The 14,858-nt window shown below is 45.6% G+C and carries 12 protein-coding genes; all 12 read right to left on the bottom strand.

Annotated elements, in window-relative coordinates:
- Window positions 1-379: 379 nt before the first annotated feature.
- Window positions 380-1,774, bottom strand: a complete 1,395-nt coding sequence (locus GCU39_RS12490; RefSeq protein ID WP_193726904.1) for an ABC transporter substrate-binding protein — start codon at window positions 1,772-1,774, stop codon at window positions 380-382.
- A gap of 1 nt (window position 1,775) precedes the next feature.
- Entirely contained in the window at window positions 1,776-3,137 is a 1,362-nt protein-coding gene (locus GCU39_RS12495) for an ABC transporter permease (RefSeq protein WP_152393815.1), read from the bottom strand.
- A gap of 5 nt (window positions 3,138-3,142) precedes the next feature.
- Window positions 3,143-4,321 carry an efflux RND transporter periplasmic adaptor subunit gene (locus tag GCU39_RS12500; RefSeq protein ID WP_152393816.1) on the bottom strand — a complete coding sequence of 393 codons (1,179 nt, stop codon included), beginning with the start codon at window positions 4,319-4,321 and terminating at the stop codon, window positions 3,143-3,145.
- Between the two features lie 16 nt (window positions 4,322-4,337).
- Window positions 4,338-5,273, bottom strand: coding sequence for a carbohydrate ABC transporter permease (locus tag GCU39_RS12505; protein ID WP_152393817.1), 936 nt, complete (start codon window positions 5,271-5,273; stop codon window positions 4,338-4,340).
- A 39-nt stretch (window positions 5,274-5,312) separates the two neighbouring features.
- The gene (locus GCU39_RS12510; RefSeq protein ID WP_152393818.1) at window positions 5,313-6,212 is read right to left on the bottom strand and encodes a carbohydrate ABC transporter permease; all 900 of its coding nucleotides are present in this window, start codon (window positions 6,210-6,212) and stop codon (window positions 5,313-5,315) included.
- On the bottom strand, window positions 6,190-7,677 hold the full coding sequence (locus GCU39_RS12515; protein ID WP_193726905.1) for a HAMP domain-containing sensor histidine kinase: 1,488 nt from the start codon (window positions 7,675-7,677) through the stop codon (window positions 6,190-6,192). The genes GCU39_RS12510 and GCU39_RS12515 overlap by 23 nt, the downstream gene beginning before the upstream one ends.
- Window positions 7,678-7,688: 11 nt before the next feature.
- Entirely contained in the window at window positions 7,689-8,369 is a 681-nt protein-coding gene (locus GCU39_RS12520) for a response regulator transcription factor (protein ID WP_152393820.1), read from the bottom strand.
- A gap of 605 nt (window positions 8,370-8,974) precedes the next feature.
- Window positions 8,975-10,114, bottom strand: coding sequence for a toxic anion resistance protein (locus GCU39_RS12525; protein WP_152393821.1), 1,140 nt, complete (start codon window positions 10,112-10,114; stop codon window positions 8,975-8,977).
- 26 nt (window positions 10,115-10,140) lie between these two features.
- A complete protein-coding gene (locus GCU39_RS12530; RefSeq protein WP_152393822.1) occupies window positions 10,141-11,826 on the bottom strand; it encodes a vWA domain-containing protein in 1,686 nt (561 codons plus the stop codon).
- Window positions 11,827-11,838: 12 nt separating this feature from the next.
- Window positions 11,839-12,576 carry a hypothetical protein gene (locus GCU39_RS12535; RefSeq protein ID WP_152393823.1) on the bottom strand — a complete coding sequence of 246 codons (738 nt, stop codon included), beginning with the start codon at window positions 12,574-12,576 and terminating at the stop codon, window positions 11,839-11,841.
- 408 nt (window positions 12,577-12,984) lie between these two features.
- On the bottom strand, window positions 12,985-13,596 hold the full coding sequence (locus GCU39_RS12540; protein WP_152393824.1) for a hydrolase: 612 nt from the start codon (window positions 13,594-13,596) through the stop codon (window positions 12,985-12,987).
- Window positions 13,593-14,819 carry a multidrug efflux MFS transporter gene (locus tag GCU39_RS12545; RefSeq protein ID WP_152393825.1) on the bottom strand — a complete coding sequence of 409 codons (1,227 nt, stop codon included), beginning with the start codon at window positions 14,817-14,819 and terminating at the stop codon, window positions 13,593-13,595. Before GCU39_RS12545 ends, GCU39_RS12540 begins: the two co-directional genes overlap by 4 nt.
- Window positions 14,820-14,858 lie beyond the last annotated feature (39 nt).

The raw sequence follows: 14,858 nt of genomic DNA on the forward strand, positions 1-14,858 counted from the left end.
TTACGCTCTAAAAATACTTGCTTCGTTATCTTGTCCTCCTCATACGATTCGAGTCATGAACGTTGAGACTCCGGTAAGTGGGGGATTTGACGTTTATGACGCGAATGGAATGGTTGTGAACTTTTCAAAGGTAACGAACAATCATTCGGTAGTCCTACCTGAAGGTGGGATGATCGTTTTTGGTGGTAATAAGGGGGATCGATTTAAAATTAATTTGAAGAATAAATAAACGTGGAGCACATCAAGCTTATTCATATTGGCCGATGTGGCCTCTCACAACATTTGCAAGTGTTGCCACGATATGAATAAAAAATGTCCAATCGTCATAAAAAGGGCCGGGGACTACTCCAAAATGGAGCTGTACCCAGCTTTTTTATGACTATTCCTCCAGATAGAGACTTACTTTGTTTTGAATACTATTGGCAACCGTTTCAGCCGATTTTTGCCCGCTAAAGAATGGTGCTGTTTCGTCGGTTAAAATTTTCTTGATTTTCGGATCGAGTCCACTATAATGCTTCAACTGCGGAAGAAGTCCCTTGGCCGCTTCAATAAATTCAGGGCTCAGCTTCATATCTTTGTTGGCTGCCGAAGCATCAATTTGAGCTTGACTTGCTTTTTTATTCACAGGCAGTCCTTCCAGCTCCGGCGAGGCTTGCATCTCCTCCGAGATTAAGAATTGCAAGAACGACCACGCTTCTTTTTTATTCTCCGACTTATTATTAATCGAGAGCAGCATATTCGACTCAAACGAATTTCCATCTTTTGGTTCGCTTGTAGGAGCTTGATAAAGCAATGGTTTGTCGTAAAACATCGATGCGAAGCTTAGACTTGAATAGGTCGTTATTTCAGACAGAGAGAGTGCATCCTTAAGTCCCAGCGATTCTCCCATTTTTATCGCCTTGCCTGGCCCCTTTGGTTGCTCTAGTGGACTAATAATTTTCAAATCGTAAAAAGACTTCGCTTGTTTAAGCATGTCGATAAAGGCTTGATCTTGAAATTTGGCTTTCTTCTCGTTGACATCCAAAAATTTGTCCATATCTTTGCTAACCATTTCAAGGAGCAGTTTATCTGGGCTTAAATAGCGAACGAGAGGATCTTTACTGCCGTCATTTGCCAGAGTTTTCATTTTTTTCTCGAACTCATCCCACGTCCATGCTTTAGCAGGATCGAGATCCAAGCCAGTTAGACGTTCCTGATTGCCAAACCATATGCTAGTCATTACGCCATAAGGCAGAGCATATAAACCATCTTTATACTTTAATGCGTCTAATACGTTCATAAAATAGTCATCTTGGTTAAAGCCGTTTGTTTTGTCCATGAAATCGATTAAATTAGTTAACAGCCCTTTTTCTGCATATTTGTTGTAAGCCAGTTCGTCAACCGCAATAATATCAGAAGCATTGCCGTTCATCAGCTCTGCATTTACAGTCGTCACAAACTTCTCAACCTCAACGGGATTGATCCCGCCACCTACTGCAACTGTAATTCTGCCACTGACTTCTGGTACGGTATAAGAGGGCTTGATTTCAATTTTAATCGTCGGATTCGCAGCTTCAAACTTCTCTTTTGCCAGTTCAAGGAAACGAGTGGACTTTATAACCGAAAGCGTAATTACTTTTTTCTCATTCGAATCTGTAGCACTTTTTTCTTCATTTGAAAGACTATTTACTGGGCTACTTGCAGAAGGATTTGAAGAGCTGCATGCCGAGAGCACCAGCATAAGGGTAATAAGACTAAGAATAAAGCCTTTCTTGCCAATCATTTTATGTTTCATTTCAAACATCCTTTCGTTTGGGTTGATTATAAATAGCGGCGATGATACAAAATCCGAATACGGTAATCCATAGTCCGCGCTGAATCACCTGCGGCATTCCAGCAAGTATTAAGGTAAATGCCGTAAAGGCGTAACAGGCGGCCATGCAATAAAAAAGTCGAGTGATTTGACCTTGCTGCGAAAGACCGACCAGCCGCCATTCGCGAATGCCCATAAGAAACAACGGCAATCCAAGAAGAAGACCGATCACAGTAAGTATAGGTACAAATGAACGAAGTCTTGACTCCATGAGCTGAAATTGAAAAGCTTGCTCAGCGAGTACAGGCTTTTCGCTCCAAAATTCGAACAACTTTGTTTTAAAGAAATCTAAATCGATCCATCGCTCTGGTATCATTTCAGAAGGAATATAGAAGGAATAACGGGTGTACGGCCATAGCATAACCACCATCCCTGCAAGGCTCAAACAAGCTGTGACCCGCGTCCATATCAATCGGCGTTCTTGTCTCAGCGCATCACTTGCATAACCCGTGTGCAAGGCTGAACGTAAACGCCGAAATACGTGTAGGAGCAGCTTACGCATCAGAAGCAAGGATAGCCCAATAACCAAGAAACCCGTCAAGGATGGAAGCAAACGCGGCAATTGCTGCATCAAGCGCATTTTGTGCTCCCCGATTTGAATCGTATAACTGTTAAGCGGCAATTGGTTTGCCTGCAGCACCACTTGCACATCACGCTCACCGCTCACGATGGCATCGGATGCTTCAAGCTCGATCGTTCCCACTCGCAAATCTGGCAACAAATCGCTCAAAACCCCTGCTGGTAGTAGCACTTCCGGCTTGGTGCCACTTGTCATCCATTCCAGTAAATGATTATCCTTCTGATAAACACCTATAATTCGGAGTTTTTTATTCCGTATTGTGACTTCCATACCAATGACGTCGGTAGAGCCAAAGAGTCGTTCTGCCAAGTCTTCGCTTAGTACAACAACATTGGAATCCTCCGACATGGATCTCTCCGTCATCATGCTGCCTTTCGATAGCCATAACGTTGTAAAATCAGTATATTTCCCGCCGATTCCCGCAACTTGAACCGCTTCGGAACGCTTCCCTGCTTGCACAGGTACTTCCGCCTGCATTTTATAGGAACCCTTTCGCTGCCAAGCTTCAATAAGCTTGTTCGCCTCACCATTCGTAAACCCTGGAGCTCCATCGTTGCCTTGCACGGCGTTCACCTGCATGATAATTCTATTGGAACCAACCGAACCACCAGATTGCTTCCATGTCATGATTGCCGCTTCGGAGAACCCGCTGCTGAAGCACATCAGCAAGATGCCGATAGCCGCTAGAAATGTTCCCCAGCGCATCGTTCTCACTCCTCTCCCTCTCCACCTGCAAACAATACTCGTTGGCCTTCTTTGAGCTGTTTGTTGCTAGATATGACGATTCGCTCGCTTCCATTGAGGCCATCTTTGATCTGAGCATTCAGATCGTCAGAACTCTTTACAACCACCTTTGTTTTGCGAATGAAGTATTCCTTGCCAAGTGAACCTTCCCTTTCACCGATGTAATATACAAACGTACCATCCTCCTCACTTTTCCTTATCGCTTCATTAGGAATGAGAAGTCCTTTCATATCGGCATCCGCATCAGGTTCCTGCTTCCATTCAAAATCCCCATACTCACCTCCTTGAAGTCGCTTGTCATTCAGAGCAACGCGAATCTCCTTCTGCCTGCTTGGAGGCTTCGACTTGTCTGACTCTTCTTGCTTTTTGGTTTCAATGGCGCTTATTTTCCCTTGAACTACGGCATCGTCCAAGCTTGGGAAGGTAATATCGATTGATTGACCAACCTTAAGATATTTTGCTTGTTCTTCGGACACATCCGCTTTGAAGACAAATCCTCCCATTGACTTCTCTGTCACGGTAAAAGCCGCTGTACCGGGAGGAATCGTCATCCCAACCGTCGCCAGAACTTCTTCAACCGTTCCGTTCACGGTCGAAGTGAGCTTTGCGTTTTGTTCGACCTGTTTCTGCAAATCATTTATTTTGCGCTTCTGTGCGTTAAGCGTCAATTTGGCGCTTTCGATATCAAGGGCGATGCTGTTTAGTAGCTTTTCGTCACCGTTTTGATACGCTTCCTTGTAGCTGGTTTGCAGCTTTTCCAGATTAATCTGCTGCTGGTCGTAGATGAGCTGTTCATTCGCGATCGCTTCCTCAGCACCCTTCGTATCGAACTCAATCAAGACTTGTCCTTTTTTGACTTGGTCTCCGACCGCTACCTTGACTTCTTTTACCGGCCCTGACGTTTGTACGGAATTTATTTTGACCGTTTCTGCCGATTCAACAGCTCCCGATCCATTCACCTTAAAATCCAAGCCGCCAAAAGTCGGCATTTTAGCGGTAATCCTCGGCAAAGAATATTGAAGCAGTGTGTTGGACATCAACGTGAGCACCAGCATCATCAGAATAAAAGCAATGATTAGCCGACCTGTTGTTTTCCTCGTTGACTTGCCTGAAGTGACAGTTTCTTCTGCAGTAGCTGCTGCCATCGTTATGATCTCCTTTCTATCCTTTTATTCCTGACAGTTGGACGCCTTCAACAAGCTCTTTCTCCGCATACAACATAAGGAGAATCGCCGGAAGCATATACAAGACCGATGCCGTAAAGGCAATGCCAATATCCCCTTCATTGATATAGCTGAGATAAACAGATAACGGCTGCTTCATAGCATCCTTTAAAAAAATAAGAGGCTGCTCCACCATGTTCCAATGATCGATAAATGCCAGCACCGCTAGCGCCGCCATGCCGGATCGACACATCGGAAGTACGATGGTTAACATGATCGTGAAGTGTCCTGCCCCATCCATACGAGCGGCTTCCACATAGCTGTAAGGAACAGCTTGCATAAACTGCCGCATCAGGAACACGCCAAAGGCACTAAATATGCCAGGCAAAATAATCGACCATTCGCTGTTTATCAGTCCCATCCAATTCGCCATAATATAGTTCGGTACAAGCGTCACCTGAAAAGGCATCAGCATCACAACGATATAAGCGAAGAACAAAGACTCTCTCAGTCGAAACCTAAGCTGAGAGAACGCATACCCAGCTAATAGGGAGACAATAAGCTGCCCGGCAACAATCGGTATCGTCATCTTCATGGAGTTCCAAAAAAGAAACAAAAATTGCGGCTGCCTTAGCAATATGTCATAGTACGCATTCAGAGTTACTTGAAAGGGAACCCAGTGCAAGCGAACATATTCACCTTCAGACAGCATCTTCACGAGAGAGTCTGCGTTTTCCTCATCGGATTTTGCCCCCAAAATCGGCGCAAGCTCTATTTTTATTTCGCTTGGAGACATGAATGAATGGGTGACCGTAATGACGATCGGAAAAACGATAACGACAACAAGCATCAGCAGCAACAGCGTTAGCAAGCTTTTGTAGATCGTACTTCCAATACTTGCTTTCCGTTCTCGCAAACGCCTTATGAGTTCCATCCATCTCACTCTCCTTCCACGAATCTAGTTGTCATGCGACTAGAGCCAACGACTAAAGCGCCGTTCCACCATAAAGAGGATCATAACCAGCATTACGATTACGGTCGCCATCATAAAAGCAGCCGATGTCATCTTCTGATAATCCAGCTGTTGAAACATGTTGTTCATAAAATGCTGAAGCATATACAAGCTAGGATGCGGGTAAGGGCCAGCGAGCATATACGTTTCTCGAAACACCTTAAACGAATTGATAATCGACATAATAAAGACGAAAAAAGTCGTGGGCGTCAAATAGACAAGCGTAATGGATCGCCATTGCCTCCATCTTCCCGCGCCGTCAATACGCGCAGCTTCATAATGATCTATTGGAATGTTTTGCAGCCCTGCGAGAAACAAAAGCATGTTATAGCCGACATTTTTCCATACATAGATCATGATCGCGATGTAAAGCGCTGAACCACCCTCCATCCAATCCTTAGATGCCATGCCCCATGCATTCAACCAATGGTTCAGAATTCCATTCAAATCGAAAAAAATTTGCCAAATCAATACAATGGATGCTACCGGAATAACAAGCGGCGATAAAAACGCAATTCGAAACCATCGTTGGCCGAACACCCGCCCATTTAACAACGAAGCGAGAAGGAGTGATAACAGCATATTAATGGGTACGCACAGGACGGTGAACAAAAACGTGTTCCATATCGCTCTGCGAAAAGAGTTGTTTCCAAGAAGATCAACATAATTCCGAATCCCCACGAACTTCCCGTCGATCGGTGTATCCACCAGCGAGTAATAAAACCCGATTCCAAACGGCAGGAAGAAAAAAATAGTTACTCCCACCAAGCTCGGGATCAGAAATATGGCGGCATGTGTTCCATCCGAACGGATCATTCTTACAACCCAGCGTCTAAGATTACCAATCTTTCCCAAGAACATCGGCAGCATCCTCCTCTGGCAGCGTCAACCTGAATGCAACCCCGTTATTTTTATGAATAATCTCGATTTGCGCTCCAATGTTATTTAAAATTTGCTTAACGATCGCCAGGCCAAGCCCGAATCTGCCATGAGGTCCCATTTTAAAAGGGTCGAACACGTCCTGAAGCAGTGACTCCTCCATAGGCGGACCGTCATTGTATATTTCTAACGTTAATGCCCGGGATGTCCTACTCCTCTGAGCTGAAATCAAAATTTCGCTGGAAGCATAACGGATTTGGTTGTCGATAATATTTTCGAAGACCACCTTCCACTGTTCTTCGTTTCCACTCATAAACCAAATGGGCATTTCAACAGACCATTTGAGTTCCGGACGCCGATAACGAAGCCGTTCTACAACATCCACCAGCACTGCCTTTATATCCATTGGTTTCATCGTTGATTGACGGGATGTGGACCTGATGTATTGCAGCCTGTTCAAGCTCAGCAAGCTGTGAATCTGCTTATCCAGGCGCTCTGCTTCTGAGATAATCGTTTCAATACTATTTTCAATAGATCCCTTAGGATAAATACCGTCTTGAATCGATTGAGCATAGCTGTGGATCACCATCACCGGCGTTTTTAATTCATGGGAAGTATTTTGCAAATAAGATTGCTGTGCTTGATCCTGTTGAACGAGCCGCTGACGCATCGTCTCAAAAGCTGTTGCTAGTCGTCCGATTTCATCCTTCCGTTCCAAATCGAATGGCTCATGCCAATCATGCTCCGCGATGCGGTTAATCTGCTTTTCCATAACGGAAAATGGCTTGGACAAATAACGAGCGAGCCACATGCACGGAAGCCAGCTAACCAGCATTAAAGCGATCAGCAGCAGACTGAGATTTCGGAATAACGTTCCGATTTGTTCCTCCCGATAATTGTTCCATGTATACGAGATTAAGGAGCCTGATTGACGATCTTCCGACTTTTGGATGATATATAATATTTTTTGTCCGCTAATTTCCCCTTCATAAGTCTCCGATGGATTCTTCTGTGATGCCATCTCCAGCTTGAGTTTCTGGATAAATGAATCAGGCAATACTATGCCGCCTGCCATAGGAATTAACTTATCCTTATAGAAAAACAAATGATTAATATCTGCTCCTCTGTGTACGATGGTTGTTCTACCAAGGGATGGCGTCGCCGGAGCACTTATATCCGAGTTCGTGCCCACTTCTAACTCAGGCCTTTTAGCAATAGATACCGTAAGAAAAGATTTCGTCTCGTTCCCATCGGCTGAGATCCTGATGGCGAGGCTGCCATCTGCCTCGCTTACCGTAAATCCGGCGAATAGCTTTTGCGAATCTTTAATCATCCCATAGATCTGCCCGGTAAAAAAACTTCTGAGCATAGAAGGCATCAACAGCGATACGGCTAAAAATAGACAGAGTATGACTGCTGCAAATACAGTCCAAATTTTTACTGCCATCGGCCAATGCTTCATGTCTTCACCAGCCTATAGCCTGAGCCGTATACGGTTTCAAGCCGCAGTTCCGGCATTTTTTTGCGCAAACGCCGGATTAGATCATCGACAACACGGTCTGTGCCGTAGTAGTCATCTCCCCAAACCTGTTTCAAAACCTGCTCGCGCTGTATCAGTTGTCCGATATGAAGGACAAAATACATTAACAAATCAAACTCCTTTGATGTTAGATCAATTGTCCCATCCAACCCGCACTTCACAATTCGAGCTTGACCTTCGATGACATAGGGTGCGATCTCTATGCTATGAATCGGTGCGATTTCCTTTACGAGATGGCCATAGACACGATCCAACAGCTTTCGGGTACGGATGACCAGTTCACGAGGCAGAAATGGTTTAGACAAATAGTCATCGCTCCCAAGCTCCAGACCAACAATTCTATCCAGATCAGCATCTCTGGCGGAAATAAAGATGATTGGCGTGCCGTTATTGTGCTTTTTAATTTCTTTCAGCAACTGATAGCCGTCCATTCCAGGGAGCATAATGTCCAGAATCCATATATCCGGCTTTTGCTGAATCATCCGCCTTGCTTCTTCACCATCCATAAAACTGCTAACCTGCCAGCCTTCCTGCTCTAAGTAATAAGCAAGAATCTGATTCAAGTTCATATCATCCTCAACAAGGTAAATTGTGTACATCGCATGATCTCCTTCATCTCACTGAGCCTAGTCTAACAAATGATTATCGCAAAAATATTAAAAAATTATGTGAAATTGTGTGAAAACAATTGCCAAGTAAAAATGATTCGAAGAAGTTACAATTATATTGCATAATGAGTAATAATAAAGGGCGTCATTGTGCTCTTGCTTGGTCATACCGATATCCGAGCCACTCTGGATATGTATAGCCATGTTTTACCTAATGCCCACAAAGAGACCATAAAATTAAGCACTATCGTGTGACCATGTACTAAATTCATATTTCTCTTCCTCCAAAAACAAAAAAACGATTGGGAACCCAAGCGTTACGCGGTTGTTTTATGGTGGAGCCTAGGGGGATATCCGCTCGTCAACTCGCTATCCCTTTCGATGGCATGTCCCATTCCTGATTTACTTGCTGCCGATGATGACTCAATGTGGACTACCTTATAGGAAGAATGAGACGCCGTGCTCCTTTATTAGAAGTTCTATCTTCGAAGCATCTTTTCATTTCGTCCGTGCGGACTGAACCCAGAGATTCATATATACGAAAAAAAAGCTCCCGCCGATTCATTCAGCAGAAGCCTCCTGTCATTCATAAATCTTTATAACCCCAACCGATGCCCCTTCTCCAATCGCTGAATCTGCTGCTCCCCTGTGTCCGCGAGCTCACGGAATTGGTTGATCGTATCGCGCATCTTCGGAAGTGCTTCTTGTTTGTAGGTACTGATCGAATCCAGCGCAGCCAGCACATCTGTGAAGGCTTGCTTCAACGTCTCCACATTGATATTCGCTTCTAACGATTGTTTATGGATTTGCGCGCCCTGGTCTTTGAGCATGCGCGATGTCCCCGCAATCAACTCATTCGTCGTCTGATTCAGCAGCTCAATCTTCTTCAAGACGATCTTCTGATTGTAGAGGGCGCTCGCGACGGTTACGGATATTTTCAATGCCGAGATCGTGACGTTCTTCGCTCTGTCGACGCCGCGTATTAATTCCTTGTTGTTGCGCATGACGACTTCAATTGCCATGATCCCTTGTTGATTCACGACCATCATTTGCTGCATATCCATCACCCGCTGCCGCAGAGGGAACAGGACTTCTTCCGTAATAAATCGGATTTTGTCCGGATCCTCATTCCGCGCTCGAGCTGCTTCAATCTGTCCTTCGATCGACGTGTCCATTAATGTGCCTAGCTCGATCTCCTTCTGAAGTTTCTTCGTCAGATCGCGCAGCGCTTGCTGTTCAATCTCGAGCGTCGTATTGTCGTTCTTCAAGGTTGTCTTCCCTTTGTCTAATGAGACAACAATATCGGCAATCATCGCATCGGCTTTTTCATATTTCAGAAAATATGCGCGTAACGGATTGAATAACTTGCCGAGGAATCCCGTTTTGGTAAAGTCAATGACGCTAGGGTCCAGATCTTTTAATTGCATATGCAGCTCGGTTAATCCTTTGGCGACCTGGCCTCCGTCATCTCCTGTTTTGGACAAATTACCGACGGAAACCTGTAGTAAATTGTTCTTATTGGAGGAGGTTCGCATCGTGTTCAATCCGAAACTATCAATCGATTGCAAGATTTCTTTCCGCTTCTCCAGTGAATCCAGATCTAAATTCATGATGGATTCGACATTGGAATCGGCCAATGCTTGCAGCTTAGCAACCTCTTCCGGTACGGGCTTTACTTCTTGCGCAATGGCGGCTTGAATCTCTGCTGGACTTGCGACTTCCATCGAAAATGACATCGAAATCCTCCTTTGGGTATATGAATTTACATTTGCACGTTGAACAGGTTCGCGATTTTATAGACAACATCATCCGTGTCGGCATTGATGCTCGCAGCTTCATTTATACTCGAAATGCTCTGCAGCGCTTGGATATCTGCATTGTAGCCAATGGTGTAGATCGGTACTTTGTACGTTGCGATCAGATCCTTGATATCTTTGAGGGAATAACCGCGATTGGTCTCCCCGTCACTAAGCACGAAAATCATCGGCTTCATGGATGGGTTCGCGGCCTTCTCATCCTGCAGCATCTTTAACGCAACAATTATGCCGTCGAAGGTCGCTGTACCGCCATCGGCTTGCAGACTCTCCACCGCGCCAACGAACATCGATTGCTGCGTCGTGTCATACTTCTTAATCGGAAGATTAATCGTGACATCGTTCGAATACGAGACCAGACCAATACTATTGTCTTTGCCCAAATATTTCTGTCCCTTCAGCAGCGACTCCTTCAACCGGTTCAGCGGCTCGCCAGCCATGCTGCCTGACACATCGGTAACGAACACGGCAGCAATGGGCTTGCTTCCGTTCTTCTTCTCTTTCCATACTTTCTGCGCGGAAGAGAGAAGTCCCCCCTCGACAACACCTAGTTCAGATTTATAGTCATTGAGCTCATTAAAGCCTTTTTCCTTCGCCATCTTCTGATATTTGTCTTGCGTCACAAATTCTGCGAACTTCTTAATCAGATCGATTTTATCCTGCGGGAGATCGCCTAACGCGTATAGCGGACTATCGTGTCTCATACCAAAAGGCGTAAAGACGTACCCGCTCTTGAGATCGGGTGAATTGAGATAAGATTGATATTCCAAGACGAACCCGTCTAACATCCCGGACTTCGCTGCATCGCGCATTTGAATGGTGGTCGAAGCGAGAAACGGCACATTCGCTTGGAATTTCTCGAAGCCTTGGATCGCTTTCTCGCTAAGAATATTGGAACTGTCAAACGTATTTAGCGCTGTGATTAGGAAGTTCAATCCCGTTGAGCTAGCGAACGGATCTGTATACCCCATACTGAATTCATTGTTGGCGATCGCTTCCGTCACCGTCTTCACATTCACCGACCCATAAGAGGCGACAAGCGTATCGTATTTCGCTTTGGAAATCACGATCCCAGGAACGTTGCCCACGAGCCGCTTGGAGATCAGTTGCGTTTTGACCCCGCTCGCCTTAACCATTTCGCCCCATAACTCGTTCGAAGGGGTATAGGCATCCGGGATATATTTGCCGGATTTGATATAATCGGCCGCCGTACCGGAAGCGATATTGCGAACTTTGACAGAGGCTGGCTTCCCATTCACTTGAATATTTGCCTGATTGAACTCCGTTGCCACATCTGCTAACCAGCTATCCATGCCGGTTCCTGATTTCTCTGTGGAAGAGAAAATTTCCACAAAGTCATTAGTCGTATTATTCACGGTAATCGGGAACTTCGAAATATCCGGGAGCGTCTCGCCTACATCCGCGGGGTTAATATCGATTTGACCTTTTACAGGCGTATCCGTCGTCACGGAAATGTTCGCGTAGAGCTTGCTTAGCTGCTTGCTTGCGTCTTCCGCCGTGACCTGAGTTTTCGTTTTGCCCAAGTTCGAGGTGAAATTCACCCCGAGATAGACGAGGATAAATACAATTACCAAGATAAAGACAGATAATAGAAACTTACTCTTCCCAGTCATTCGCTGCACCTCTCACGATTTATAGTATTTGGTTTGCTTGATTAGAGCGTCCAATTCCTGCATGCATGTCAGTTGTTCTATTTCACCGGGCTCAATATGGTCTAGGCTGGATATTTCTAGAATGAGTTGATCGAGCTTGACGAGAATTTCCTCGTTATTCGCAATGGAGCTTTTCATGGATGTGAGGTAGTCATTGTATACGTTTGCTTTTTTCTGGAGTAGTTCTGAGGAGAATTGAGATGACTTGCGTGCGAGCATGCGCTGATATTCCGCTTCATCGAATACATTCAAGATGTTCAGTATATTCCTAATGTTCAAATAAAATAGCTGTTCAACGGATTGAGCGACGGATGCGAATTTCTTGAAGCTCATCTCCGTCTCTTCGAACCGCTGCTTCAGCACCTCGAGTAAGGTGCTCTTCCGCTTCCGCATTCTCTCCAATTGTTCGAGCGCGAGATGAATGTCGTTGTCAATGCCTTTGATATGACGATAGCGCGATAAGTGCTCTACATATTCTTCATGGGTCTTCATTTCCTTGACCGGAACCACGACGGGCTTCTTGAACAATAATTGATAGATTCCTTGAACGAGAACCCATACGCTTGCGACCAATAACGTCACACCGGTGGCCGTGGATAACGCACTAGCGCCAATCTGCACGCCGATCAACCCGGGGGATAGCACGAGGATGTTCACAGCAGCTACAATCAGCATAAGACCAATGAGTTTAATCAAGTTTGTAATCGACAATATGCAATCCTCCTCTGCCATTAACAAGATGCGTTCGTATGTACTTCCATGTATTGGATGACCATCTTTGCATTCTATTTACGTTGCATCTCGGAAAAAGTCACAAGAATTGTTCATTCCACTTCAGCGAAATAACCGCTTGCTGCTCACTTGTCATGAACAGTAGATGCAAACATCGACAATCTTTCACCATTCGACAAAATTGCCCGAAAATACGAGGGATGCTCTATCCATTCCACCTTATCCATTTCCAAGACATGGGAATAGAACATGAAAATTATACCATTGCAACGATAGCGGGACAATTTAAAATTTTCGAACCCTGTCCTATTCTACCTGGCCAGAGAACATGCCAATAGAAACACCCCCATCCAAATGAATGGGGGCTTAGGAACTTGAGCACTAGGATTACAAAGCCGATAACACTTCCTCCGTCGTACGTATCCGTCCGATTCGTGGAAAAATCACGCGGCAGACATAATCATGTTCCTCTTGGGTTGACGCTGTCATCGCATCTTCCACGAATATTTGATGATACCCACGCTGGTACGCCTCTCTCGCTGTTGTGTCAACGCCGATCGATGTTGATATGCCGCAGAGCACAATGGTATCCATCCCGCGGCGTCTTAGCTGCAAGTCAAGATCTGTCCCATAGAACGCTCCCCACTGCCGCTTCGTAACGATATGCGCATGCGGGGTGTCCGCAATTTCAGGTACGAATTCATCCCAGCCTAAGGGGAGTTGTACAGGGGCATGGGTCATATCTGTGCTCGGATGCAGCATGTCTTTGCCGTCGACCGACGAGACTCTAACCAGCACGACAAAGCCGCCTTTCTCTGTAAAAGCTTCTATCAATTGACTTGCTTTCTGTACCACCTCTGCACCTGTGTAAGGCGCAGTCTGACGACCGCTGCCGGCAATCCCCCTCTGCAAATCGATCACGACCAATGCCGTTTTCTCTACATTCCATGCACTAACCTCAGATGGTTCTATCGTCTCCACGCCTATCGCTCCATTCATTTGATTTGACTCGTCTGATCGACGGTTATCCATGTACTACGATTTAACTTCTTGTAGACCTTAAAATATACCCACACCGCATTCATCAGCAGCAATGCGCTTGTTATGAAGAACACATCGCGGATACTCAGCCAGGCTGCCACTTGACCACCGATGAGCGCCCCAGCAAATGTGCCGAGATATCCAGCAGACATATTGAAGCCAAATACCCTGCCCATTAAGGAATCCGGGGTGATCCGCTTCATCAGAATGTTAATCGAAGGAATTAACCCCGCAGCTGCCAACCCGAAAAGAAATTGTATCCCCATCAGCTGCCACGGATTCTGTACGAAAGCCTCCGGGATAAATATCAGTCCTGCCGCAATGAGCGCAACCAAGATCACTTTATGTGCCCCGACGCTGTCTGACAGCTTCCCAAGCCTTGGCGCGGCAACAATATTCGCAAGTCCTGATGCAGAGAAGGCAAGACCCGCGACCAAGGCGACATGGCTCGTGTTGCTGGATAATTGGGTAATATAGACGGTAATAATCGGTTCCACGGAATATAGCGCCGCCATCAACACGAAGAAAGTTATGAACAACGTGATCGTCAGATTTTTCTCCGGTACAGCCCGCCATATTTCCTTCATCTTCAGTGTCTTCTTGTCCGTTCTAACAAAAGATTCCTTCACGAAAACAAAGGTTGTCACGAACGCGATCATCAGCAACGCACCCGTGATGAAGAATGAACTTCGCAGACCCGCGTGCTCCGCAATAAATCCTCCAACTGTAGGCCCGATTAAGGATCCAGCAATATTCGCTGTAGATAGCGTCCCTAGCGCATACCCTGCATGTTCTTTATCTGTCTGCGTCGCAATCAATGTCGTGCAAGCTGTACTGTACCCCGTGATGGTGCCCTGCAGTAATCGAAGACCAATCAACATATAGACATGATGCACGAGCCCCATACACCCGACGACAATCGCCATCCCAAGACTTGCGCGCAGGAGCATCGGTTTGCGTCCAAATCGGTCTGCCGCTTGCCCCCATATCGGAGAGAAAATCGCCGAAATCATGAATGTGATCCCAAAAGCGATCCCAGAGAATTGCGCAATCAAAGCTGGATCCGTTACGCCCAGTTCTTTGATATAGAGTGGCATAATCGGGGCAATCTGACTCATTCCCACACCGGTTACGAACATGCCGAACCAGCATACGATTAAATTTCTTTTCCATATCGGCATGATCTTTGCCTTCTTTCTGCTGAACAATACTAACCTGAT

Source organism: Paenibacillus guangzhouensis (assembly GCF_009363075.1).
GTDB classification, from domain to species: Bacteria; Bacillota; Bacilli; order Paenibacillales; family Paenibacillaceae; genus Paenibacillus_K; species Paenibacillus_K guangzhouensis.